Annotated in this window: 19 protein-coding genes and 1 pseudogene; 6 read left to right on the top strand and 14 right to left on the bottom strand. The window is 44.3% G+C overall.

Annotated features, from left to right (window positions below; all coding sequences use genetic code 11):
* Positions 1-126: 126 nt before the first annotated feature.
* Positions 127-2286, bottom strand: a complete 2160-nt coding sequence (locus ACT7WV_RS20680) for a GAF domain-containing sensor histidine kinase (RefSeq protein ID WP_445104701.1) — start codon at positions 2284-2286, stop codon at positions 127-129.
* Between the two features lie 507 nt (positions 2287-2793).
* Positions 2794-3696 (bottom strand): hypothetical protein, encoded by a 903-nt coding sequence (locus ACT7WV_RS20675; RefSeq protein ID WP_445104700.1) that lies wholly within the window; start codon positions 3694-3696, stop codon positions 2794-2796.
* A 721-nt stretch (positions 3697-4417) separates the two neighbouring features.
* Here ACT7WV_RS20675 and ndhM point away from each other — a divergent pair.
* Positions 4418-4768: an NAD(P)H-quinone oxidoreductase subunit M gene (gene ndhM, locus ACT7WV_RS20670; protein ID WP_445104699.1), complete on the top strand. Its 351-nt coding sequence runs from the start codon at positions 4418-4420 to the stop codon at positions 4766-4768.
* Between the two features lie 351 nt (positions 4769-5119).
* Here the strand turns inward: ndhM and ACT7WV_RS20665 are convergent, their stop codons facing one another.
* From ACT7WV_RS20665 to ACT7WV_RS20635, 6 genes and pseudogenes are all read right to left on the bottom strand, one after another.
* Positions 5120-6097, bottom strand: a complete 978-nt coding sequence (locus ACT7WV_RS20665; RefSeq protein WP_445104698.1) for a threo-3-hydroxy-L-aspartate ammonia-lyase — start codon at positions 6095-6097, stop codon at positions 5120-5122.
* Positions 6098-6111: 14 nt separating this feature from the next.
* Positions 6112-7378, bottom strand: a pseudogene (locus ACT7WV_RS25915) (RNA-guided endonuclease InsQ/TnpB family protein).
* A gap of 328 nt (positions 7379-7706) precedes the next feature.
* A complete protein-coding gene (locus ACT7WV_RS20650; RefSeq protein WP_445104695.1) occupies positions 7707-8009 on the bottom strand; it encodes a hypothetical protein in 303 nt (100 codons plus the stop codon).
* A 136-nt stretch (positions 8010-8145) separates the two neighbouring features.
* Positions 8146-8481: a tetratricopeptide repeat protein gene (locus tag ACT7WV_RS20645; protein WP_445104694.1), complete on the bottom strand. Its 336-nt coding sequence runs from the start codon at positions 8479-8481 to the stop codon at positions 8146-8148.
* On the bottom strand, positions 8393-9154 hold the full coding sequence (locus ACT7WV_RS20640) for a tetratricopeptide repeat protein (RefSeq protein ID WP_445104693.1): 762 nt from the start codon (positions 9152-9154) through the stop codon (positions 8393-8395). Before ACT7WV_RS20640 ends, ACT7WV_RS20645 begins: the two co-directional genes overlap by 89 nt.
* The gene (locus tag ACT7WV_RS20635; RefSeq protein ID WP_445104692.1) at positions 9154-11706 is read right to left on the bottom strand and encodes a tetratricopeptide repeat protein; all 2553 of its coding nucleotides are present in this window, start codon (positions 11704-11706) and stop codon (positions 9154-9156) included. Before ACT7WV_RS20635 ends, ACT7WV_RS20640 begins: the two co-directional genes overlap by 1 nt.
* A gap of 124 nt (positions 11707-11830) precedes the next feature.
* On the opposite strand from ACT7WV_RS20635, the gene ACT7WV_RS20630 reads away from it, so the two are divergent.
* From ACT7WV_RS20630 to ACT7WV_RS20620, 3 genes are all read left to right on the top strand, one after another.
* A complete protein-coding gene (locus tag ACT7WV_RS20630; protein ID WP_463424283.1) occupies positions 11831-12808 on the top strand; it encodes an aldo/keto reductase in 978 nt (325 codons plus the stop codon).
* Positions 12809-12877: 69 nt separating this feature from the next.
* Positions 12878-13345 (top strand): DUF3531 family protein, encoded by a 468-nt coding sequence (locus tag ACT7WV_RS20625; protein WP_445104690.1) that lies wholly within the window; start codon positions 12878-12880, stop codon positions 13343-13345.
* An 88-nt stretch (positions 13346-13433) separates the two neighbouring features.
* Positions 13434-13865: an NUDIX hydrolase gene (locus ACT7WV_RS20620; RefSeq protein WP_445104689.1), complete on the top strand. Its 432-nt coding sequence runs from the start codon at positions 13434-13436 to the stop codon at positions 13863-13865.
* Between the two features lie 125 nt (positions 13866-13990).
* On the opposite strand, the gene ACT7WV_RS20615 is transcribed toward ACT7WV_RS20620, so the two are convergent.
* The 6 genes from ACT7WV_RS20615 to ACT7WV_RS20590 form a co-directional block, all read right to left on the bottom strand.
* Positions 13991-15328: a TRAP transporter large permease gene (locus ACT7WV_RS20615; protein ID WP_445104688.1), complete on the bottom strand. Its 1338-nt coding sequence runs from the start codon at positions 15326-15328 to the stop codon at positions 13991-13993.
* On the bottom strand, positions 15312-15866 hold the full coding sequence (locus ACT7WV_RS20610; protein ID WP_445104687.1) for a TRAP transporter small permease subunit: 555 nt from the start codon (positions 15864-15866) through the stop codon (positions 15312-15314). The genes ACT7WV_RS20615 and ACT7WV_RS20610 overlap by 17 nt, the downstream gene beginning before the upstream one ends.
* A gap of 131 nt (positions 15867-15997) precedes the next feature.
* On the bottom strand, positions 15998-20401 hold the full coding sequence (locus tag ACT7WV_RS20605) for a CHAT domain-containing protein (RefSeq protein ID WP_445104686.1): 4404 nt from the start codon (positions 20399-20401) through the stop codon (positions 15998-16000).
* 854 nt (positions 20402-21255) lie between these two features.
* The gene (locus ACT7WV_RS20600) at positions 21256-21915 is read right to left on the bottom strand and encodes a (2Fe-2S) ferredoxin domain-containing protein (RefSeq protein WP_445104685.1); all 660 of its coding nucleotides are present in this window, start codon (positions 21913-21915) and stop codon (positions 21256-21258) included.
* Positions 21916-22185: 270 nt separating this feature from the next.
* Positions 22186-23367, bottom strand: a complete 1182-nt coding sequence (locus ACT7WV_RS20595) for a hypothetical protein (RefSeq protein ID WP_445104684.1) — start codon at positions 23365-23367, stop codon at positions 22186-22188.
* Between the two features lie 15 nt (positions 23368-23382).
* Positions 23383-24555: a HetZ-related protein 2 gene (locus tag ACT7WV_RS20590; protein ID WP_445104683.1), complete on the bottom strand. Its 1173-nt coding sequence runs from the start codon at positions 24553-24555 to the stop codon at positions 23383-23385.
* Positions 24556-25528: 973 nt separating this feature from the next.
* On the opposite strand from ACT7WV_RS20590, the gene ACT7WV_RS20585 reads away from it, so the two are divergent.
* On the top strand, positions 25529-25768 hold the full coding sequence (locus ACT7WV_RS20585) for a hypothetical protein (RefSeq protein ID WP_445104682.1): 240 nt from the start codon (positions 25529-25531) through the stop codon (positions 25766-25768).
* A gap of 170 nt (positions 25769-25938) precedes the next feature.
* Entirely contained in the window at positions 25939-26178 is a 240-nt protein-coding gene (locus ACT7WV_RS20580; protein WP_445104681.1) for a hypothetical protein, read from the top strand.
* Positions 26179-26261: the final 83 nt, after the last annotated feature.

The following is a 26261-nucleotide window of genomic DNA, read 5'->3' as shown; positions in this document are numbered from 1 at the left end:
TTGTTTACCTCCACTATTGCAGCAATAAAACTACGATGTTTGGGGTAATCAGTGCTTCAGAACTGGCTGGCAGATCTAAAACTTTTCTGTAAACTAATCAGCTACTGAAACTAGATTTTGATCCTCCTAAGGAAATTGAGGCAGGGTAACGGTAAAAGAGGTAAGGTAGCTTTGGGAATCGTCGCAGGGGAGGCTGGAAACCTCAATCGTGCCATCGAGGCGTTGCACAAGGCATTTTACCAAAGCCAGACCCAAACCAGTACCTTGAACGGCTTTCTGAGTAGCATCTTGACCGCGACGGAATTTATCGAAAATATATTTCATGTCTGTCGGTGAGATACTGGCTCCAGTGTTTGTCAAGGTAAAAACCACTTGATTAATTGGTGATTGCACTGGGTGAATAATCTGCAAATAAACCGTCGTATTTGGATAAGAATACTTGCCTGCATTAGTCAAGAGTTCCCAGAGGATGCGGTTAAGACTATCAGGATCGATCTCAAGTATCAGTGAGTGTTCTTGAGACTTGTCTAGTGCACCGAAAGGAGTTTCTACTATCAAAGTTAAGCCCTTATCCGTCCACTTAGCCTGAAAAGATTCAGCCAACTTTCGGATGAACAAAAATAAGTCAATTTTTTGGGGTTGAATGTGAGAGCTATCCGATTCTAGCTGCTGTAAACTCAGTAGGTCATTAATCAGCTCAATTTCTCGATTACACTGCTCCTCAAGAATTTCCAGGTATTTTTCCCTGCGTTTTGAGGGGAGTTTAGCTTGGCGCAGCATCCGGATCGCCAGAGTCATTGTGGTTAGAGGTGTTCGCAATTCATGACTCATCGTACTCATGAATTCTTCTTTAAGCTGATTCAATTCCTGCACTTGTTCTAGATGCTGGTGCTTCTTTTCGTCTAGCTCTTGGTTAGTTGGTTGAGGATGTTGCAATTGAGCAGTGGGATTGGGATATTTAACGAGGGTTTGTTTTGTGTCTAGAGCTTGATTCTGGAGAATAACAGAACTTACTTGTCTACTCACCCACTGGATCAAGTCTAATTCATCAGGAAGCCAAGGGCGAGGTTGAGGATTTTGTAAGACCAGGAAGCCTAAGATGGTAGTTGATTCTGACTTTTTGCTCTTTGACCCAAGCAGGGGGAAGATCACTGTAGCTGGCATGATTTCCCAATCAAAAATTGAGGTGATTTTATCCTGGGGAAGAGTAGGGGAGTAAAGGGCTAAGGAGGTTTGGCGGGTTGAATCCCGATAGTCTAAACTGTTGGAATACTCTGAAAAACTTTCGTCTGTTTTTTCTTCTCTGGGTGGATTTGAGTGCCGGAGGTCAATTTCCTCTCTCTCGGTTGAGGGTATAGACTGTTGATACTTCAATCCTAAAAGACTTTGATCAGCAAATCCAGCAGGAAGATAGTTGCGTCCATCAACGACAACTATTGGTTCAGGGGCATTTCTCAAAGCCTGTTGGCACCAGTAAGAATCTGCCAGCCAGAATGATTGCTTAGAAAGTTGACTAGTTCTTCCTCTGTGATCTGATTTACCAGTAGTTTCCTCTGACCATTGGTAAGCGACATCAACCTTAATTTTCGGAAGTTTATGGGAAGAGCGACCCTTAACCAAAGTTGAAGTATCTTTTAATAATAGAATGAAACCACGATTAACCTGAAGTGCTTGAGCTATGCCAGTAGTTGCTACTTGAAGAATTTTTTTTAATTGACTGGTTCCACTCATCAAGAGACTCAAATGCTTGAGCAGGTGTTGGTGGCGAGCCGCTGCAAGTGTTTGTTGAGTTAGGTGGACTTGAGAAATGGCGATGGCGATCGGTTCTGAGGCAACCCCTAATAGTTCTCTATCGTAGTTAGTCCATTCGTACGGCTGATTTCGCCCTAAAAGGATTAATCCATTCCGCTCAGACTGAAAACGGGTGCGGATCATCAGTAGTGATTTAATGGGTAGACCATAGCCAATTATTTGAGCGCTATTGGATGCTTGAAGATCTGAAATTGCTCGTGGTTCTTCGCCTACCCAATCATCCGTCAGCATTGGGTATTTTATTAGTTGTTCTTGATACTCTTGTTCCCTATCTTGGTGAGCATCAGCACACCATAAACCAACTTGGTTAGTTGCCGCTCGGTTAACAACTTCAGCAATTAAGCAAGTATCCACCTGAAAAATCTCCCCCAGAGCCTTGGCTATTGTCGCTAGCAAAGTTTGTGGATCTGGGCTTTTAAGAATAATTTGCGTAATTTGGGATCCTAGCTGAGCGGACTCTACCGGGTAGTACATGAGTAAACTCTTATGCTCCTCGGTGAACAGTGGCTCTACCTTTCAGACAAACTGGAAGTTAAAGGGATTTACCGTTTTTGCGTTGCTACTTTAATACTCTGAGCAAAGACTTATAAATCGATATTATCGATATTACAGACTAACTTTATCAGTAGCTCCGCAAAGAGCATCGAGTTTTCTGTATTCATTACCTTTATTGCAAAACTTATGTTAGGCTGGTTTTTTGGACAGCCAAGATCAAACGAGACTTAAAAACCACCACATTACCATAATCTAACCCATCCAACAGGGTAATAAAGTTTCTTTTGTCAAGCCTGATACTCCAACCATCTAACTATCCTCAAACTGATGGTAACTTGTCTGAGCAAGGTTAACTATTGTCCTTTTGACCTGAGTATGGGCTGCTAAACAATAAGTTAAGTAATGAGCAGTAGGTTTATTGCCCATTACGTTTTCCACTATAAGTGGTGGTTGTGGGAGGTTGACGACTAATATTTATCTCATTAATTAGGAACGTCTCTGTCTTGCTTGTCTTTGGGCTTCCTCACTGTTCTGTCGATAGGTTTTAACCCGATTCTGGGCAGTTTTGTGGCGCTGATCTTCTGGTTTAACCGCACTCATTAGATCTGAGGCTCGCTCCCACTTGGCTGCTAAATCCAGCCACTCAGCAGAAGTTTGAGCATTCTTTCCGGCTGAAGCAGCTTGTTCGGCGAGGCGCACTGCCTCAACAAAGGGATCACTGGCATTAGGATCCTTATAGGGTGATGACACCGATTTTACAGAATTTGTTTGGGTTTGCGAGGAGGCGGCTGTAGGATTTTGCAGTTGGGTTGTTGTCCGAGTGTATAATTTCGGACTAAGCCAGGTGTAAACAGACCAGCAACCTAATACTAGAAGTATACTCAAGCTAACTCCGCTGAGAATACCGCGCCTGAATCTAGTTTTTTCCCGGTGTTTAAGGGAAGAGGGGGTAGAAATATTGGGCGTTTTGAGCTGTGTGGCTGGGTGACTTTTGAGATTTTCTGTTAATTGCTTGAAGAGGTTTGGTTTGGCAAGAATTATTTCTTCAGACCAGAGTAGCTGATTTTCTGGATCTCGGCTAATTTCCTCTAACCAAAGCAACTGTTGCTCCCGCACGATGCGACTGTTAATCTTGACGCGCCGAATATTGTGCGGGGCAATACTCTCCAGGATCTGCTGAATTTGTGCTACCAGCGTCGGTTTCTCAAGCTGCTCGGCGAGTGCCGCCTCGCATAACAACTGTAGGACACCATCTATTAAGATAGCTCGGATCCTAATGCCAGCTTCTGCTAGTCTTTCATTCAAGGTTTGAATAATCGCCGCAACACTACCCTGACGAGCTTGTCTGACGATGTCCTCCATTGGGTCATGCATTTTTCTTGGAGCCATGGACTAATAGCTATGCCTGACTGTGTAATAGATTGCTGCCAATTTCACCCATTCTTATTTAGGTTATTGGCATTAAAGGCAAGATGATAGTGTCAAAAACACTATTTTTGACGTAAGGCGCACTGAAGTTAACCAGCACTGTTGCCATTTTGTTCTCAAGTCGCGGACGCGTTAATATGATACAGGCTTTTTACAAGTTGTTCCGGAATTTGAGTTTAAAGTGGGGCAGTTTCCCGCTTTTTTGACTAGAGGTTAGCAGTTATTGTCAACAAATATCCAGGCTTCGGCTGTTTTGCCAAGTAAACGATAGCCCTCTAGTTTAGGTCTACAGGTACAAAGGAGATAATTCTAGAGACAGGAGGATTATATTGGGATTTATTTTGCTGATCATCAAGTACAGATTTCCAGCTCCGCCCTCCGATAAATTACTCACCCTGGTGCCATCTTAACCAGAAAATATCAGAATTCTATGCTCCAATAGTTTGTTAGGCTTCTAGGGCAAGTTTCTCTAACCAGGATAGATAAAATCGAGGTTAGGTTTATATTATATCCGTGGAGAATTTTGTTGTCTCGACTAGAAGAGAATCACTATCGCTGCGGTTATCTATATAGTTAATTAGTTAATTGCTGCTAATGCTGACTCAACAAAGGCTGGTGTATTCACACAAGTTTACAATTAGCCTATAAGAGTCTTATAAGAGTTAATAGTAGGAAGGTTCCCATGCTGCTAAAGTCCACAACTCGTCACGTTCGCATTTACACTGCTGAAGTGAACCAGAATGAACTGCTTGAGAGTGATAAAGTTTTAACCTTAGATATTGACCCAGACAATGAATTGAACTGGAATGAAGATTCCTTGCAAAAGGTGTATCGCAAGTTTGATGACTTGGTGGAATCCTATAACGGGTTAGATTTAACAGAATATAACCTGCGTCGTATTGGTTCTGATCTAGAGCACTTTATCCGAGTAATGTTGGAGAAAGGGGAAATTAGCTATAACCTGAATAGTCGCGTTCTTAATTACAGTATGGGATTGCCTCAAGTGGTGCCGCCAGCAGGTGTGGAAAGCTAAGGGGTAACAGGTTATACAAAAAAGCCAAAGGAAGAAGGCGGTGATGCTGGAGTTTTAGTTAATTGAGTGGTACTGACTGAGGCGGAAAATCTTGGTTTGTTGTGAAAAACCAAGATTGGGGGGACTTCCCCCCAAGCCCCCCATTGGGGGACGGAGTGCCTCCCCCAAGCCCCCTGCACAAGGATTGATCGGTTGAGGTGGTTTTGCTTAAATCAGTGTTGTTCATTGATTAATTTCTGGTTTCTTAATGGGATTTGAGTTGAGTACTCCCTTATCTCCCTTGTCTTACAAGAAAATTTCTGTATTGTATCCAGGTGAGAAAAGCTATGAATCTTCTGCCTTTGGTGTTTATTATTTGAGTAGTTGGCTAATTTGCTGAAGATCAACGTTGCCGCCGCTGATGATGATGCCGATTTTTGTGTCTGGGATGGTGATTAATCCTTCTAGTAGGGCGGATGCGGCTAAAGCGCCTGTGGGTTCGACAACTATTTTCAGGCGTTCCCAGAGGAAGAACATGGTGCGTAGAATGGCTGCTTCTGAGACGGTTAGCATGTCGTCTACGTAATGTAGTACTAGGGGAAAGGTGTATTTTCCTAGGCTTGGGGTGCGGGCACCGTCGGCGATGGTGTCTGGATTGTGAATTGTTTGCAGTTTTTTGGTATAAAAGGAGCGTTTGGCGTCGTCTGCTTGTTCTGGTTCTACTCCTATTACACGAGGGTGGTGGGATGGGGAATTGGTTTGGTTTGGTTGACTTTTGGTAGCGATCGCACATCCTGAAAGTAAGCCTCCACCACCACAGCAAACTAGCAGCAAGTCTAGCTGGGGGACTTCTTCGAGGAGTTCTTTGGCGGCTGTGCCTTGTCCGGCGATAATCTGGGGATGATCGTAGGGGGGTATGATTGTTAGTTGGCGATCGCTTGCTAGTTGTTGTGCTAGTTTTTCTCTAGTTGTGGTGGCGCGATCGTAGAGAATTACTTGGGCACCATAACCGCGAGTGGCTGCTAGTTTCACGGCTGGAGCATCTTGGGGCATTACGATGGTTGTGGCAATGCCTAGTAGTTTTCCAGAAAGTGCGATCGCTTGGGCGTGGTTACCGGAAGAATAGGTAAGGACTCCCTGCTGTTTTTGTCTGTCGGATAGTTGTGCTAGGGCGTTATAGGCACCTCTAAATTTAAAGGAACCTGTGCGCTGAAAGTTCTCACATTTAAAGAATACTTGAGCTTTAGTTAGTTCGTTGACTGTTCTGGAAGTAATAACGGGTGTGCGGTTTGCTACTCCGGCGAGGCGTTGTGATGCGGCTTCGATATCGGCGTAGGTGACTGGTGACATCCTCCCTTCCCAAATCAAAGATTATGGAAAGGGCTTCCTAAAATCGCTTCTAGGAGATTCCTGTCTCTTCCGGTGCTACCTAGACTGAGTAACTCAGTCCCCAACGCATCCCGTCCACAGGCAATTTCCTCCACCGTCTGTCCAACGGCAGAAACACCCCGGTTTCTGACAATTTGAGCGGCAGCGACATCTCGATCCGTCTTGTACCCACATTCGGGACACTCATGCACTCGAACCGATAAGTTCTTGGAAACATGAGTATCGCATTCTGGACAAGTCTGCGATGTGCCAGCCGCTACCACTTTGGCAAAATACACCCCACGTTTCCAGCAAACCCAAGATAATAGCTGCAAGAACTGACCCCATCCAGCATCTAAAGTGTGCTTTCCTAGCATTCCTTTAGCCATGCCTTTGAGGTTAAGTTGTTCGGCAAATATCATCCCAGCCTGGTCACAAAGGTGATGCGCCAACTTAAAGTGAAAGTCTTTTCGGGTGTCGTGTATTTGTTGGTGAATTCTCGCTATCTTTTTAGCTAACTTAGCTTGATTTTTAGACCCTTTTTTCTTGTACTTAAGTCGGCGTTGTAGCAATTTAAGCTTAGTTGCCAAAGCTTCAAAGAACTTGGGTCTTTTGATTAAGCTCACCATCAGATGTTGCCAAGAATTTTTTCAGTCCAACATCAATCCCTAAAGGGTGTCCTGATGGTGGAGTGTCTGGCAGATTAACGTCTAACTGCAATGACAGCATGACGTAATAGCCTGACGCTTTTTTGACGATTCGAGCCTGCTTCAATTCAAATCCACTAGGTATAGGTCGATGCATAATTACTTCGACTTTGCCTAATTGCGGAAGCTTTACCCAGTCTTGCCCTAATGGGTCTTTCAGCATTTGGGGATATACAAAAGACCGCATTTGTCCGAACTTCTTGAAGCGAGGGAAACCGAATCCCTTTCGCTTGATGTCTTCAAATGCGGTATCTAATTTCCTCAGTACTTGCTGCAAGACTTGAGCGTTAATGCTTTTTAACTCTTCATTCGTCTTTTTGGCTACAGTTAGCGCTTTCTCCTGAAGACTTTTACGAGGATAAGGCGTATCTGCTGGAATGATATATTCCGAATGAATTGAGCAAGCATCTACTCGACACTTACGCGAATTAATCCAGTCCCTACGTTCCCGTAAAGCATAATTCCAGACTTTACGGCACACCTCTAATGTCTGATCAATAAGTGCCGTTTTACCTGAATTTGGATTAATTTTATAAGCGTAAGTTAGGTTGAGCATTTTATTATTTTAGAGTATCTACCAGAATCAATCAATATGGTAGACTGCTAATTTAAGAGGTGTTGAACCCCTTAAATTAGCTTGGGTGAGTCCAGGTACCTACGCCCAACCCTAGGGGTATGGACGCAGCACTATCGCTCCCCCAAACCCCCTCATTTAGGTAGGGAGGGAGTATCTGGAGTGGTAGGAATTGGGGAAGTCACTCGATTTTGGATTTTGGATAATTAATCTGTTTGGTTATTTTTTACACCCTAGCTTTAGCAATTGTAGTGCGGGCATCTTGCCCAGGTGAGCGAGATGCTTAGACTAGGGTGATAGGGTAGAGTTTTTAGTCTAGAGTTGTCAGCTTGTTGATTGCTGATTCTTCAACACAGAGAACTGGTTCTTTGGTATGCCAAGGGTCATTGGCGTCTACTTGGATATAATAATGCCAACCTGCTGTGATGCCTTCTATTACCCACAAGTTATCGGCACGGAAGTATTCAACTCCGACGAGTAAGCCTGTTTGAATGAGGGTAATATCCGGGAGTTGGGTTGTTACTTGGACTTGCTCACCTAATGAGAACTTTGGCAAGTCCCAATCTACTGGAATGCTTAAGCAGTGGCGGTTTTGGCTATTTTTTGACACCATTAATATGCTCCTTTCATGGTTATTGCATGGGAGGGGAAACCGTCGTGGAAAGTCTTTCGTAACACCAATTCACGGCGTTCTCTTTGATTGCTATTTTCGATATCTTACCCTGATTGGGGAAAAAAAGAGCAATTGCCTATTTTGTTTTGTTACCTGTCAGAAGTTGCCGCATCGATTCAGCAGCTTTTGAGTTAGGAAAGGCTTTGAGGAACTCATCTAAATCCCGCTTTGCCTCGTTGATGATAGTTTGCGGTGCTGCTTTGGCTGCTTCGCGATACAAGTTTTCTGCCTTCTCGATGTCGCCGCTAGCTAGTAAGTAGACGGCGAGATTAAGGGTGTTTTGATAGTCTTGGGGGTTTTTCTGATATTTATCTGAGGCTAGTTTAATGGCAGTAGTAAAGTCTTCTTGTGCTTTGTCTGATTGGTTTAGAATTTTGTAGACAAGAAAGACGGTTGTATAAATTCCAATCATCTTCTGGTTCTAGTTCAATAGCACGGTTGAAGTCAGCTATTGCTTCTTCGTAGCGTTCCATCAAGCGATAGGTATAGCCTCGCTGTGCGATCGCCCATTCGTCTTCTGGTTTGAGTTCGATAGCACGGTTGAAGTCAACTAATGCTTCCTCGTAGCGTTCCATCAAGCGATAGGTTAAGCCTCGCTGTGCGATCGCCGATTCGTATTCTGGTTTGAGTTCGATAGCACGGTTGAAGTCAACTAATGCTTCCTCGTAGCGTTCCATCAAGCGATAGGTTAAGCCTCGCTGTGCGATCGCCGATTCGTATTCTGGTTTGAGTTCGATAGCACGGTTGAAGTCAACTAATGCTTCCTCGTAGCGTTCCATCAAGCGATAGGTTAAGCCTCGATGTGCGATCGCCCATTGGTATTCTGGTTTGAGTTCAATAGCACGGTTGAAGTCAGCTATTGCTTCTTCGTAGCGTTCCATCAAGCGATAGGTTAAGCCTCGATTTGCGATGTTCCATTGGTATTCTGGTTTGAGTTCAATAGCACGGTTGAAGTCAGCTATTGCTTCTTCGTAGCGTTCCATCAAGCCATAGGTTTCGCCTCGATGTGCGATGTTCCATTCGTCTTCTGGTTTGAGTTCGATAGCACGGTTGAAGTCAACTAATGCTTCCTGATAGCGTTCCATTAAGCGATAGGTATTGCCTCGCTGTGCGATCGCCCATTGGTATTCTGGTTTGAGTTCAATAGCACGGTTAACTCAACTAATGCTTCCTCGTAGCGTTTCATCAAGCGATAGGTTTTGCCTCGATTTGCGATGTTCCATGCGTCTTCTGGTTTAAGTTCAATAGCACGGTTCAAGTCAACTAATGCTTCCTCGTAGCGTTCCATCAAGCGATAGGTTTCGCCTCGATTTGCCCAGTATTCGGCTTCTGGTTTGAGTTCGATAGCACAGTTGAAGTCGGCTAATGCTTCCTCGTAGCGTTCCATCAAGCGATAGGTTTCGCCTCGATTTGCCCAGTATTCGGCTTCTGGTTTGAGTTCGATAGCACAGTTGAAGTCGGCTAATGCTTCCTCGTAGCGTTCCATCCAAAGATAGGTAAAGCCTCGAAGTGCGATCGCCAATGCGTATTCTGGTTTGAGTTCGATAGCACGGTTGAAGTCAGCTATTGCTTCTTGGTAGCGTTCCATCAAGCGATAGGTTAAGCCTCGAAGTGCGATCGCCCATTCGTCTTCTGGTTTGAGTTCGATAGCACGGTTGAAGTCAACTAATGCTTCCTCGTAGCGTTCCATCAAGCGATAGGTTAAGCCTCGAAGTGCGATCGCCCATTCGTCTTCTGGTTTGAGTTCGATAGCACGGTTGAAGTCGGCTAATGCTTCCTCGTAGCGTTCCATCAAGCGATAGGTTTCGCCTCGATATGCGATCGCCCATTGGTATTCTGGTTTGAGTTCGATAGCACGGTTGAAGTCGGCTATTGCTTCCTCGTAGCGTTTCATAAAAAAATAGGTTGTGCCTCGATCTGCCCAATATTCAGCTTCCTCTGGTATTAGTTGTATGGCTTCACTATGGTGTGATACCGCCTTGGGATATTCTTCTAATAACCTGTACAAATACCCGCAATAATTGAGTGCTACTCCACGCCACTGCTTCTCTAACTCTACTTCCTTGAGTAAATCCTCAAAAATTTTAACAACGGGTTCATAGCGCTTCTCTTCAGAAGCTATCACTCCCTCTAGCAACTTTTTACCCCAGCGCTGTACCTCTACAAAACCAGTTTCCTCCCCAACTTGTTTCATAGTTTCTGCCCAACGACGGGCAAAGGCTTTTGAGTTCTTGAAAGCAGCAACAAACCCATTCAGCGCAAATTTAAGAAACTTATGGGATGACTCACACAAGCGATGGTAGAGAACTTCTAGGGCGTAACTTTGCCAAGTAGCATCTTGGTATTGTTTCTCTGCTGGCAATTCCAGACTATTCTGCAAAGTCTCGTAATAACTTGCCAGTTTTCCATGTAAGCTAGACCAATTCTGCCCCGACACGGTACGCTGATAGCGCAACATCTGTTCTCTAACAACCGAGTGATAAGTCCAGTGTTCAACTTGCTTACTGACAAAAGGCTTATCCGTCAGCCAGGTAAAATGCTGATGAGCCTGCTCATCTCCTACTAACACGCCTAACACATCCCGATTGAGCATTCTGGGTAGTGAGGCATTGAGCGCGACTTGCCGTTGATTGTCGTCTTCAACCCACTTAAGAAAACGCTCAATTGCTGTCTCTGTGGGGTCAATTACTGCTGAGGGATGCTCCGGTTTACCAGCAGCGAGGGTGGCAACTAGTAGGGGTAACTTTCCCGAAAGCTTGAAAATAACCTCGATTGAGGCTTCATCGGTAATGCCTTTTCTACTCAAGAAATCCCGCGCCTCTGCCTCTGTGAAAGGTTCCAAGGGCAAGCGCACTAACAACGACTCATTCTCATCCCAGAGATTTTTATCTAGTTCTTCCCTACCAGCAATCACCATTAAAATTCTGGTGGGACATGCACCATACTTTTCATCAATTAAATCGCGCAACCAACTATCAAGAAATTCCTCCGTGCGCTCATAAGTATCAAAAAATAGAGTAATTAAAAACTCCTCTGGCAACTTATGCAGTTCCTCTAAAAAAAGAGGCGTGAGAACTTCTAATGGTTGCCTAACTAACTGCACTTCGTCTTTATTTTTCAGCTTGCTGTAGGCATAATCGATCCATTCCTGGGCTTGTTCAGCTACTACATCCTCATCAACTAAATCAGTTAACCCACCAGCAGGAGTACCACGAGCAAAACCTAGCCCTACTTTGACCATACCTCGCCCTACCAAACCAGCAAAGCCTTTGGGCGTTTCTGAGTCAGCCTCTAACTGTTCTAGACACTGGCGATATAGGCGGTAGCGATCGCGAAATTTCCGCAGCTTATATCCTTGCTGTGCCAATTGTTCGGCAATTTGTGCCATCACTTCCGGAACGCCGCGTTGAGTTTCATCAATGTAGGCATGAAAAGTGAATTTTTGCCGCACAATTTTGCGGAAATTCTCCAACAGCGTCGTCTTGCCCACGCCCCCTTGACCGTGTATGTTAAAGATAAAGCGACGGCGAGGGTCGCTCAGTTCTAAAAATAGATTTTGTTGAAAAAGATTTAGTTGCTCCTCACGTCCCACGAAAGCCGATTTTTGACGGCGTTCTCGAATATCCTTGAGACTCATATAGCTTCGGCAAATTTTGGATAAATCTTGACTATTAGTCTAGCCTCGTTATTTTTTGTAGGTTGGGTTGCCACGCAGCAGCTTTCTCCCACAATAAAAGAAGAGGCACTACTCAAAGCTTATGATTCCCCCCAAAATTACCAGGCGCAATTTTTTACTAACCAGCGCCACTGTAGCCGCTAGTATTGTTGGCTGTGCGACAGGGCAACCAGATAGTACCTCTGATGCTCAAGAGTACTCACCAGTAACTACTACCATGCCAGAACGAGAGTTAGGTAGTACTGGTATTCCTGTACCAATTTTGGGTTTAGGTGGTGCAGGCAACACGCCATTATCCCAGTACAATCAAGAAGCCGCAGCAGTGGCACTAATTGAACGAGCTCTACAGTTAGGGATTCGTTACTTTGATACAGCCGCTAGTTATGGCCCTTCTGAAGATTATTTAGGAAAAGTACTGCCCTCGCAACGAGATCAGGTGTTTCTGGCAAGCAAAACAGCAGCCCGCGATCGCGATGGTGCATGGCGAGAATTAGAGCGATCGCTACAACGCCTCAACACAGACTACCTGAATTTATGGCAACTGCACCACGTCTCTTTTGAGCAAGAATTAGAGCAAATCTTTAGTAAAAACGGCGCAATTCAAGCGATCGCAGAAGCCAAGGAACAGAAACTGCTGCGCCTAGCAGGTATTACCGGACATCACGAACCGGAAATAATCGCTGAGGGATTGCGCCGCTACTCCTTTGATACTACGCTAATTCCGATTAATGCCGCCGATAAACACCATCCCCGTCCCTTTATCCCTACCGTATTGCCAGTAGCAAGTCAGCAAGGAGTAGGGGTAATTGCCATGAAAGTACCTGCTTATGGACGCTTATTCAAGCCAGGAGTATTGGATGGCATGCACCAAGCGCTAGGCTATACTCTTTCCCAGACAGGTGTTCACTGTGCCATTATTGCTGCTGAAAACATCCCTCAGTTAGAGTCTAATGTGCAAGTAGCGCGGGCATTTAAGCCACTGACAGAGACAGCATTAGCAGAAATTGAGCAGCGCACTGCTACTAGTTGGCAAGATAATACCTTCTATCGTGCCTGGACTTAACAGAGTAATCCCTCTCCTATCAGATAAAATAGTCACGGAACCCCAGAAATCAAGGTCTAGCTAAAGGTAATGCAAATAGAATTTCGCGAGTTTGACCCCTTCGATTTGTGGATTTGGCTAGAGTTCAACACCGTTCCATCTCCCAGAGAAAAGGAATATGTTGAAGAACTTTTCAATTCATGGTTTTTCTTAGGCAAACTGGGAGGATTTGACGCAGAAAATTTGCAGGTGCAAGAAGTTGGTGTCGATCTCAGCTACATGGAATATGTTGATCACTCAGCAGATATTAACCTAGTAGCGTTCATGCACAATCAAGGTGATTTTGAGTATTTAGGAACTTGGGGGCGCTGTTGGTTTGATTTAGGTACTAGTGATGCGATCGCTCTTGATGTTTTGATTAATTCTCTCAAGAGGCTTACTCTAGAATATGTTGAAATAAAACGCTTATTAATTGGTGGTCAAAATGAAGATTGGCCGGTAGAAGGCAGTCAACAGCCTAATTTATATGACTCTGAGCAAAATGGCCGTGTTAACTAACTGATAAACTTGGGTAATAGTTAGCTCGTGAAAATTGAGTCTCTATCTGTTAATTTTTAAGGTTAAGGCATAAATTAAGGCGACAAAAATGGGTCAACCCAAACAGAAAATTCGGGTTATTGTACTGGGTTTGATTAAAAATGGCGATCGCACTTTACTCTCAGAGGGCTATGATCCAGTCAAGCAAGAAACTTTTTATCGCGCTTTGGGAGGTGGTGTTGATTTTGGAGAAACTAGCTACGATGCCTTGAAAAGAGAGTTTCAAGAAGAACTGCAAACAGAATTAGTAAATATTAAGTATTTAGAATGCATAGAAAGTTTGTTCATTTTTAATGGTAGAAGCGGTCACGAAATTATTCAGCTTTACCAGTGTGACTTTGCCGATCAAAAACTTTACCAACTTGATGAATTAGAATTTGTTGAGGGAGACAGCAAGAAGAAAGCTGTCTGGGTAGATATTGAGCAGTGCAAATCCGGCAAACTGCGCGTAGTTCCGGAAAAGTTTCTCGATTATATTTAGTATTTATCCTCGAAAATGTTTAATTGTCGCTGCGCGTGTCAATAGTTAATTGAAAATGGTTAATTGAGCTGCACACACCAGAATCTGGCTTATAGTCTCAATTTTCAATTTTCAATTTTCAAAAGTTACTGAGCGAGTGATGGCAAAAAACTGACTATACCAGGGAAGGCAATAATTAGTACTAATACTAATAGTTGCAGTAAAACAAAAGGAATTGCCCCTCGATAAATATCTGTAGTTTTTACTTCTGGAGGGGCAACACCACGCAAGTAAAAAAGTGCAAAGCCGAAAGGCGGAGTCAAAAATGAGGTTTGGAGATTGGCACCCAATAATACTCCGTACCAAACTAGGTTAATTCCTAGTGTTTGGGCCACTGGTGCGAATAGAGGAATAACAATAAAAGCAATCTCAAAAAAGTCAATAAAGAAGCCCAAAAAGAAGACGGTAAGCATACTTACCAATAAGAAGCCAGTTTCACCGCCCGGAAGATTTGATAAAGTATCAAACATAAAGCGATCGCCATTCAAGCCTCGAAATACCAAGCTAAAGGCTGTCGAACCCAACAGAATGAAAATCACCATACTGGTAATTCTGAGGGTAGCGTCACATACTTGTCTTAAGGAAGCCCAACTCAACTGACGGTTCGCGCCAGCAAGTATCATGGCACCCAAGCTACCAACAGCCCCGGCTTCTGTGGGCGTGGCAATGCCAAAAAAGATACTGCCCAGTACCAACAAAATCAACAGTAACGGGGGCAGCATTACTTGGAGTATACGGCGTCCCAAGGATGCTGCACCGATATCCCGCACTTCCAGGGGTAATGCTGGTGCAACACTCGGCTTTAGCCATGCCACAATTATCACATGCATGGCAAAAGCTCCCGCCATCATCAAGCCGGGAATCACAGAGCCCAGAAATAAATCACCTACAGAAATGCCCAACTGATCGGCTAAAACTACTAGTACCACACTGGGAGGAATAATTTGCCCCAATGTCCCTGAGGCGGCAATCACACCAGCAGCTAGTTCTTTGTTATAGCCATAGCGCAGCATCACTGGTAAAGAAATCAGTCCCATAGCCACGACTGTGGCAGCGACAACGCCAGTAGTAGCCGCCAACAAGGCACCTACAAGTACTACAGCTAAAGCCAAACCTCCCCGTAGTCGTCCAAAGAGAATCCCCATTGTTTCCAGCAACCGTTCGGCAATTCCCGATTTTTCCAGCATCGACCCCATAAAAATGAAGTAGGGTATCGCCAGCAACGTATAATTTGCCATAATGCCGAAAATTCGCTGGGGCATTGCGGTGAGGAATAGAGCGTCAAAGACACCTAAGCTTATTCCTAAAATTGCAAAAAAAATTGCCACTCCTCCCAAGGAGAAAGCTACTGGATATCCTAAGGAAAGAAAGGCTAATGCTCCGACAAACATTACTGGACCTAACCACTCATAAGCCAGAGTCATCTGCTTCCTCCCCAGATACTGTGTAACCAGTAAAAATTGCCCAATTTTTAATTGCTTCCGATATACCCTGAAGCATCAGCAGTCCAAAACTGACAATGATCATCGATTTAATTGGGTAGCGTGGTAAGCCACCAGGATCAGGAGAATTTTCCAAAACTTTCCAGGAGTTGAGGATACTATCCCAGGAAAAATAAATCACCATTAAGCAAAAAGGAATTAAGAACAATAAAGTTCCAATTAAGTTAGCTATGGCTCGTTTTTTGTAACTCAAGTTTTTATAAAAAACATCTACTCTGACATGTTCGTTATGTTTAAGAGCATAGGCAGCACCCCACAGAAAAATTAAATCGAACAAGTACCATTGAGCTTCTATCAAAGCATTAGAAGTCAAGTTTTGACCCAGGAAACGTCCTAAATAGCGACCGATAACATTCCATACTCCCAGCAGCACCATCAACAGAACAAGCCAGTCGGTTAGGCGGCCCACCCACTCATTGAAGGCGTCAATAATTCTGGATATGTGTAGTAGTTGCTGCAATGCTTACCGCTCCAAGATTAGCTGCTACAGATGTTGTATTTTACTCCTTATTTTCTCCCCATAAGATACTTGAGGAGTTGAAAGTTAACTCTCAACTCCTCAACGGTTGATCAACAAAATTCAAAAAACAGTTACCAAGGGTTGCCCACTAATGTAAAGCCTGCCCAATGATAGGGATGTGTTAGCAGTCTTTCCCCCTGCTGTGCCAGTTCTGGCGGCAAGGTAATAGATCCATTCTGGGTGATTAGCTGATCATTACTGAGTTTTACTTCTCCCCGCAGAATTGCCACCTGCGCTTGCTGTAATGCCTCGGCTTTGGTTGTAGCGTTGCGCAGATTCTGATAGAACTGCGTCATCAGCGCTAGAGTACCTTCATCACTGACGTACCATAGACTGCCAAGAGAAGACTTGACCCCTGCTTTAACCGCTAAGCCCGAAAAGCCTAACTCTGCTTGTTCATTTCCTAAAGCTGTGCGACAGGCACTGAGTACCAACAAATCCACCGTCGGGTAATTCCAGCCTAAATTAGGCAATTGGTTAAGGCTAAGCCGGGTGTCCCACAACTGGATGTAGGAGTTATTAGGAGCACCCGGTTGGAAATCAGCATGGGTTGCCAAGTGAATAATACCAAAAGGCTGCTCTGCACGTTGCTCTTTGAGATTTCTGAGAGTAAAGGCATCGTCAAGAAAAGATTTGCCCTGCCAGAACTTCTGAGTGATCAGACTCAGTTCCAAGGGTACTGCTGGTAAGGGATTTCTATCGGCAAACTTCTCGACACCCATTGCCAAAACCCTGGAGTTTTTAATGTCCCGGAAACCCGTATTAGTGAGGCTGAGACTGGGTATTAGACTGCTGCTATATTTCTCTACGAGAAAGCTTTCCCCATCGTAAAATGCAGCAATAGCAAGAGAGCGTAAACCTGTATCCACTGAAAAGATCAGGTTTTCAATACCTCGCTCTTGTAAGGTCTCTTCTAGAGGTCTTAGTAACCAATCGTAGAGTTGCTGGCTTGATTTTAAGTAACCTTTGACATTGATACGATTAGTGACGGTGCCTCGGAACTCTTGAGCTACTCTAAAGACGTGTTTGCGTTTGATAGCAAGCTGTTTGCGAATCAGATCACCAGAGGAAGTGATTAATAAAAGTTCGAGTTCGTCCTCATCCTTGTCCAATGCTTCTTGGGGATTAGTACTGGGGACAAATCGGGCATAAATCAGCGCTGATTTCACACCGGGTTTTTCTTCCACTTGTCGCAAAATTTCACGCGCTTGATTCAGAGAGAGGATGGGAACTCGGTCAAGTCCTAAATATGACTCATATTGTCGCGTAAAGTATTGGTCTGTTTCACTAAACACACGCTCAAGTTCAACAGAGTCGCCACTATTAGATTGCTTTGGTGTTGAGTTTGAGCTAGAGCTATCATTATCCTCGGCAGTCGTGGTGGGATTACTAGTTGTGCCACCAGATGCAGATTCGGTATTATCGACTATCGTGGTGGGATTACTAGTGTCGGAATTATCCAGAACGCCTCCTCCTGTATTGTCTGAGGCATTCTGGGGTTCTTGAGTTTGAGGGTTTGTCGGATTTTGATCTATAGGTAGAGAGTTGTTATTCGGGATATCTGAGTCGCCTGATTCGTCGGACTCTCCAGCACCACCGTCACCACCCACGTTACCTGAGTCGTTTGATCCACCAGCGCCAACACCGGAACCGCCACCGGAACCACTGCCACCACCGGAACCATTACCACCGGAACCACCGCCACCACCAGCACCACCGACACCGGAACCGCCACCAGCACCGTTACCACTGCCTGGATTATTAGGAGAGTCGATTGAATCTGTCGTGATTAACTGAATTGTAGTCAGTTGAGAGCCCGGAGGTGGAAACTGTCCGAAATACTCGCCCTCGGTAATTTGCTCACCTCCTGTGGAGATTGCTCCAAAGGTGCCATTCTCTCCGTTGAAATTTGGTCCCACCGTAAAAGCAATGGGAGGGTTACTATCACCACCACCGTGGGAAATGGTGATATTACCACTGCCGCTACCACCAGCAGTGAAGATGCTGTTATCGGTCTCGGCAACTGTACCTAAAGCTTTAAACAGGCTCGCAGTGGTGATAGCAACATTGCCGCCAGTACCACTCCCGCCCTGTGCATTGATCGAGGAGACTTCAATTGACCCTGGGGCAGAAACTGTAATATTTCCACCGTTATCCACCCCTGATGAATTCAAGTTACCACCAGTTATACCACCCTCATTACTCGTTAGGTTTATTGCTGAGCCATTGGTAGTAATGTCTCCGGTGGTGATATTCTGATTGCCATTTACAGTAACATTCAAACCCTGGGTGGTAACGTTGCCATTAATTGCGATCGCGCCGTTAGCAGTTATCGGACCTTCCGTGGTTAAGGTAATATCGTTGCTATTGAGGGTAATATTCCCACCTTTCAAGGTGCCAGTATCTTCAGGGTTAATTGGCTCATTTGGTGGTCCTCCCAAAATAAGTCCATTGGCAGTAAGACTAATATTGCCACGACCACTGCCACAGAAAGTATCACCAATAAGACAGGATGCGATACCACCGTTATCACCTCTGCCAGTGGTGTTAATTATGCCGCCACTGTTGATCTCAATATTTCCAGCGCCTGTAGTACCTCTAGTAACAATACCGTCACTGTTAACGTCACCCCCTGGGTTAATGATAATATTGCCACCACTACCGTCATTACCTACCGAGAAGACATCAAAAAGCTCCATGATGCCCCCCGCCGTGAGGTTAATATTTCCCCCATTCTGACCTCTAGAGTCAAGAGCGACACCGCCTATATTATTGACGGTAATATTGCCGCCGGCGTTAAGGTTAATGGAACCTCCATCACTGGTAGTATTTCCATTAGCAGTAATGGGACCAGTGGTAATATTGCCGCCCAGAGCCTCCAAAATTACTGAGCCACCGTTTACTCCATCTGTGGTGGATGTGGTATCAATACTGCCTACCTGAATGCTTCCGGGCAGAGTTGGCCCTCCCGGAGATGAGAAGCTTCCTCCAGGTGTTACCTGATCGGGAGGCAGATTCGGGGTATTTTTCAAGGGAGTTTTACCCGCCAGCAAAACTAGAGATGGACTAGTTGTTAACTGCTCCAAATGATCGTCTGTATCAGGAATGGAACCAGAGATATCAGGCCCTGTAATGCTAATATTTCCGGCAGTAATACTACCTGTAGCCTCGACCTTGAGCGCCACACCTGTGTAATTATTAAAGCTGACATCTCCCAGAACGCTGATAATGGGGTCGTAGAGACTAACAAAGTTTCCCGGTTGCCCAGCTAAGTTAAAAATTGAGAAGCTACCACCACTGGCAAAATGAGCATCCCCGGAGACGTTACCGTCACTAATTAAACTGAGATTACCGCCACTTTGAAAGGGTGTTTCGGCATGATTGAGCGCCAGGATATCAATCCCATTATTACCCTGGATTTCAAGATTGCCTCCTGCTTTTGCCAGAAAGGGCTTTTGTATACTATCTCTAGCTATAACGGTATTCTGGGCCAGCAGTTGCAAATCTCCGCTAGTCTGCAACTGGCTCTCTGGCAGGGTCAAATTATTTTCGGCTGAGAGTAGAGCACTTCCGGCTGTTACCTTACTTACCGCAACGTCACCATTGTTGATTGGCAGACTAGAGCCAGTCAGAACCACTTCACCGTTTTGATTAACTCTCAGACTAGAGGCGTGTTCTGCGGTGCTACCCGTCAGCAGTTGAGGCAAGGAGAGAGGATTAGCAACAGAAAGATTAGAGTTCGGTGATAGGGTGTTCGGTTCTATTTCTAGATTTAATAAATGTCCTGGTTGACTGATGCGTACCGAGCTATTGCCCGGTATAGCTGCGATAGTAACCTGACCCCCCGGTGCTTCTAACTGACCGCTACTTACAACGGTGCCCCCCAGTAAGGTAAGATTTTCTTCAGAATTAACACTAAGCTGCCCCTCGTTAATAATTGCTGAGGGCTGGGAAGTGTCAAAGATAAAGGCGCTAGGATTACCCACCAAGGTAGCGTAGTCATTATTCCCGGTGGCGTTGAACCAGTTACCGTTAAAGCCAATACCAGTGGCTGTAGTTGCAGTAAATGAGGCAGGCACATTTAACTGAGCGTTAGAGCCAAAGACAATCCCAGCGGGATTGATTAAAAACAGGTTAGAGTTGCCGCCAGTGATCTGAAGCAAGCCATCGATAACAGAAGGATTACCACCAGTGATCCGAGAGAGAATATTGGCAATATCCGGTGAAACAATAAAGTTGGCAATCTGATTTGAGTCTAGTCCCAACTCGCTGAAGCTATGGAAAATATTAGCTCCATCACCGGAAATTTCGCCGCCAGTGATGTCGATGCGGTTACCATCAGGAGTCACAATGGTGTTGGTACTGCCATCTGGGAGGATAGCTTGTCCTAATGCTGGCTTAATCATCATCAACCCTGTCAAAGGCAGAGCTGCCAGCGTTAGACAAAGTTTATGGTTGATCGTACGGTACGCCATCTGTTTTTATTGACTACTGACTAGTGATCACTGAGCGAAATTTGCTTAATTTAGCGACTTTCGGGTAACTTCGCTAATTAGCTGTCCATGATTGAACAAAGAAATGCTTTCCCTGAAAATTTCCTCCAGCAGGAGCTACCCTTGGTGAGAGCCTGCTTTGAGTCTTACCTGGGAAATTGGAGCATTGATTCTGGTACTTACACAGATGAGAAGTATTCTGGTTAAGCTGAGGTAACCCTATCTGGTAAATATTGTTTCTAATGATCTTTGATTTCAATTGTTAGTTTATGAAATTTTGCTATGCTACGCAGCCGGCAAAGAGTTTAACACCATTTCCGTAAAGCCTAATTATGGCTGGTAGCAGTTAGTAGATAGATTAAGTTATTGCTCCTACAAGCATCTAACAATAAACAAGTAGCACCCAGCATCTACAGACTCTTAAGTAAGAGTTCCATGGTCGCATCTCCCCTGGTTTTACCTGTCGTCAAGATTATCTCTAGAGTTCCCAAAACGCTTAAAGTTAACCCCACAAGGTTTAGCTATCCTTGCCTGTTAAAAAAATAAAAATGCCAATAGTTTAACTGCTAAATCTTACCCTGACTTGAGTAGATGCCAACACCCGTTCGTTTAACTGGGTCGCTGAAATACTTTTGTATTCTGTGGTTTCTATTGTAGTCTTTACAGACCTCAAAGTGCCAGTAGTGGTGAAGCCAATGACTATGCCGAGCTACTCATCAAGAGTAATTTTAGATAAAACCGACTTGAGACTTACCAACAAAAAGTCTCTCACATGCACTTCACCCTAACCAGCGGCTAATGAGAAGCTGACGCTAAACAGCGACAGATAGTTGCAGTTAATTATTTTGTACTCTTAGCTTGCAGGCAAAATGCTCTTCAACAAGTGTACTGACTTCTTGAGAGTCAACCTTAGTGTAACGAGACTTGTCGGGCATTAAGACTACAACCGGTCCTTTTTTGCACTGCTTCATACAGCCAGTAGGTTTGATGGTAACGTGGTCTTCCAGTCCTCGTTCGCGTAAAGAATCTGTTATCGCCTGACAAACATCACTGGCACCTCGCTTACGGCAAGAGGACTTTTGACAGACCATGACACAGGCTTTAGCTTTAGGAGCAGTAGCAGTTGTTTGCTTGTCCTTTTTTTGCTGATGATTTTTATCAGGTTTGCAGACGCGAGTCATCAGTTCGTTAGAGTCTAACTCCAGCAATCCTAGTTGCTGAGCACAAGCTTTTGAATGCACCTGAAAAGCTTTGAGCTTCATTTCGCCAGTTTTTGGCTTGAACTTTTGTTCTCCGGAAATTTCTACACAGTCTCCAGGAGCAAGAAATTCCTCTAGGGAGCCACGCAATTTCTTGGATAGCTTGATAAAGCGTTCGCCTGCCAAGGTTTCCACCCATAATAGTTTTGCTGGTTTTTCGGATTTACCAACGAAGCCGATTACTCTCCCTTCCAAGCTGAACTGGGAGACTTTTACTGCTATTTCCGATTTACCCATGCTTAAGTCCTCAATCTACTTACATCTAAAATTAACCCTAATTGATAATAAATTTCATATATATCAACTAATTTTTATCAAAACTGCTAATTTTTTCAATTATTTAGATACCTAGTATGGTCACAAACACCTGTAACTTTTAGTGCTGTAGCAACATTTTTTGTGAATTTAGTGACCAGTGAAGTTGTGCTAATTAATTTCTGGGCCTATAGCTGTTTAGCCAAGCAGCGATTAGACTATGTATGCAATTGCCCGATCATCGCTCTAGCTTCACTCATCCTGAGTAGTTTGCAAGTCTGCCAAAGCTTCTAGCTGTTTGGTTAAGCCTTGCATTAGTTGGTTAAGGGCCGGCAACATCTCTAGTGGTATACCGTGGCGAGAAGAGCGATTGCGGATTTCTTTGAGCTTTCGCTGTAGCTGCCCTCCAAGCTGTAGGGCATCTTGACTAAGCTTTTCCAGTTTTTGGCGCTGGTATAGTTTCAGGGCAACACCCCGCACAATTTGGAAAGTTGCCTCTTCTCCATAGCTGCCGGGATTGACTCGCAGGCGCAACAAGAGACATTCTTGTTGGTATCGACACTCTATTTCTACCTGCTTAAAAGCTGTAACCGTAAGCAGCGGCAAGTTGAGCAAACGCTTCAGTTCAATAATCACACCTTGGAAAATAGGCAAAGTTAGTCTTTCTAGTACAGACTGCAGCACACCATTTTCACTCCAGAGAATACGGCCTTGCTCTGGTTGCCGTTCTAAATAAAGGCGACTAATGCCACTATTTAGCATTCGCCCCAACAACTCTTGTAATAGCTGCTGGGGTGCTAAAGTTTCAATAAATTCTAGAGGACGTGATAAATATAAAGCTTGCACTTCCAAAGGTGGTAGAGCTTTATTGGGGTCTGAGTATACCGTTGCTAATGCTAAGGAACCGACAGATGCAGTTCTTTTTTTCCTGGGGAGTGGCTGTGCTAAGTTCGGCTCGTTTGGCAGTTGTTCGACCTTTATTAGCGAATCCGAGCGCAGGATTGGATTTACTTCTATAGAGTGGCTAGAGTTTTGCCTAGGCTGTTGATGCGAATCCCTAGTGGCTGGCGAATCTTCAGATTCGTATAGTTCAGAACCAGGTAAATCCTCCAGATTATCGCCCCCTGAACTTAGCTGCTCACGGCTTGCTAATTGTTGCTCGTTTTGTTGGGAAGCTTGGAGTCGCTGAAGGGAGGATGTATTAGTATAATTCAGATATTCAGAAAGTAGCGACTGATGGGTCTGAGTATCAATCAACTCAGTCTTAAGAGAACAGTTCAAGTAAGCCAGGATATGACGCACATAACCGCGAGCAGCAGAATCTTCAGGCTTTACCATCCCTAACTTGAGGTGCTTTCCTTCCAGAGCCATTGGCAGGAATTGATGGTACAGACAAGCTTCAAAGGGGAGAAAGCTGTCAATAAGCCTAAACATCTGCTCCTTATCCATTTATGAAGCACCTCTGATCGCTTGAGCTGCCAAATAGAGTTTACTCCATTCACCAATCACCTGGTTGGTTTTCAAGTCTAAGTCCTTTGCAATCAATTCTGGCTTCATCCCGGCGGCAAACTGGTCAAGTAATTGGCGCTGGTCAGGCGTCAAATTTTTGAGGTATTGCTGCCACTGTAGTGGCGTTAGGCCAAAGCTATGCTCTTGCAGGGAAGTCTCCAGCCAGTTGGCAACTAATTCCGGCTTTCCTTTGATGGAGAAAACTTTGATCGCATGATAGCTGACTTTTTCCCGCAGTCGATAGATTTCCTTCACGGGTTTATTTAACGTCCGCGCGATCATTTCTTGAGATTGACCTTGGAGGTAAAGTCTCAGCCATTGTACTGCCTCGGAGTTGAGGTTTTCTGTTAGGTAAGCCTCAAATTCATTGAGTACACTTAACCGCAGTGTTTGTTGCTCTTCCCAAGCTTGGCTGTCTTGATAATCTAATAGTGCTTGTTGATCTAACAGACTAACTGGTGTGTCTGTTTCTTCTATAGTTATTGACTCCGAAACCAGCCGCACCTTCTCACTTTCTGGTACGTGAGTCATACCACCACGCTGAGACCGACGCAGAAAGTTAACAAATCTATAGACGAGCAAAGGCTGATTACGAATCGGGCGCAGACAGTACTCCTCGACACTGGTGAGCAATAGAGCATCGCGCAGGCGCATATCTTCAGTACATTGAGCAATCCAGGCAATTTGTTTTTGAATGTAGCGATCGCTGTTTAATAATTCTTGAATTACTTCTTGCAAGACATCAACAACGGCTCTTTGGCGATCGCGGCTCAGACTAACCCAAGTGCGAATTTTGTTACGTAATGTTACTAAGCTTGCTAATCTAGTTGTCAAATTGCGATAAGCCAGTTCTGGTCTTACCCCTAGATAGCGCTGTCGCAAAATCCGGTAGCGATAGTCCATCGCTTGTTTAGCAATTATTAACTGGTTCGGCATTAGTTTTTCAAATCTGTCTAGGTTCTCTCCTAGTAACCAGCTTGTAATGCCTTTTATCGTAGCTGGACTAGAGTCTGGATAGTCTCTAGATAGGCGCAACCGCCAGTCTTGCTCCAGCTCGTCTGCTAACTTTGCCATGAGATTGCATTCCTCGAACCCCTGTCTTAAAGTTTGCATGACAACCCTCTTTTGTTCTACAGACTCTGTTTAATAGCGGCTGCTCTTCATTTGAGCATTTCTGGCATTAGCGAGAAGTGATCACGTCGCCATAAATCTCTCTGTAAGAATCACAATGGTACTTTGACGCAGAGCAATTCTTTGCAGAACCCAGATCTCATTGGCAAGTGTCTGAGATCACAACACTCACACCCCTTCCCTCAATTTCTGGAAGTCTCGATTTCTTGGTAAACTCCCTAAAAGCAGCTATCTCAACGATATGGAGCATTCACTTTCTCTTATTAGTTGAAGACTGTTATCTGGAAGTTGATCTAAAAAAATCGTGACTTGGCTTTGGTTAACTAAGGCTACGTACCTCACTTTGAGCGATTGTCCACTGGCTTTACTCACGAAGAACTTCTTCAGTGAGCAGAACTAAGGCAACAATAAATCCTGAAAAACTAAGCATCACTATCACTACTCAGGTATGGTGACTGAAACCTTAGAATCTAATGCAGTGGGGATTTTCCATGTCACCAGCGTTTGCCAATGCAGAATATGTTCTTTTGAGCTTCTTACGTACTTCTCAGGAGTAGTCATTACTTTTTATGCCTGGTTTCGGAAATTCGTAAAGTTTCTTTACTAAACTGACGCGAGCAGACGAACCCTAGGCTATCTATCCCTGCTAAAAACTCAATCATCAACCCTGCCTGCAATGATGCCGAGGAGGTAGATGTCTAGAGAGTGCAGTCGCCGGATATAGGATTATTCTCCCACAACTTGGCAAAATTTCCGGGTAATCTAGGGAATAATTAGCAAAGCGTGGTTAGCATTTTGCCTCAGATACCCTCATGATAGGTAACATGCACCAGGCCAAGTATATTGCCAAGTCTATTAGCCATATTATTGGCACTTTTATAAATTTCTTCATGTTAACTTTACATACATAAAAATTATAAGTAGGAGACTAGAGAGGTACAACAGAACGCAAAACATGGAAATGAAAAGGATCAACAGTTATCAGGCATTGTGGAGGTCAAAAGAAAATAAAGGTCACTTTTGGTTCACTTATGTCGATGGAGAAAGACACCGCACTGTTGATATTGACGCCAAAAATTTCCGAATTGTCTTGGAAATTCTTGATACGGACAAACCAATTTTCGGTGATCACACTACAGCTACTGTCGCTGTTCACTGGTCACGCCATGAAAACAAGCAGACTGAGAACTTGTAGTTTTTGTTTCCCTAAGAGCTAGCTTTTTTGAGGACAGTCATGCAAATACTAAATTTTTCTGATGAGTAATCACTAAATCTCAGTCAGTATACACTCGTATATTGGAGACTATAAAATCATCAGGTAGTAACCACGTAGATTAGTAGGCAAATAAAAGGAAAAAGCCCGATATGCAAATGAGAAGAATTACTAGCTATCAGGCATTGTGGAGGTCACAGGACAATAGAGGTCACTTTTGGTTCACCTATTATGATGGTGAGAGACAACGCACTCAGGATATCGATTCAGAAAACTTTAAAATAGTGCTAGAGATTCTAGACACCCAAAAACCAATTTTCGCTGACCACACAACCTCAACTGTAGCTGTTCATTGGCCGGATACCGAACTGAAAACAGGTGCATGGGCTTAGTTGAAAAACTTTCGGTCAAGTGACCCTTGCTGGCTCTCAAAGAAGATTAACAAACGTTGGAGTATGATATCAGCCTCTGACTA

The sequence above is a fragment of the Symploca atlantica LB2515 genome, from assembly GCF_052546295.1.
Note: the sequence above shows the minus strand (reverse complement) of the source record. Positions and strands in the feature narration are given on the sequence as shown.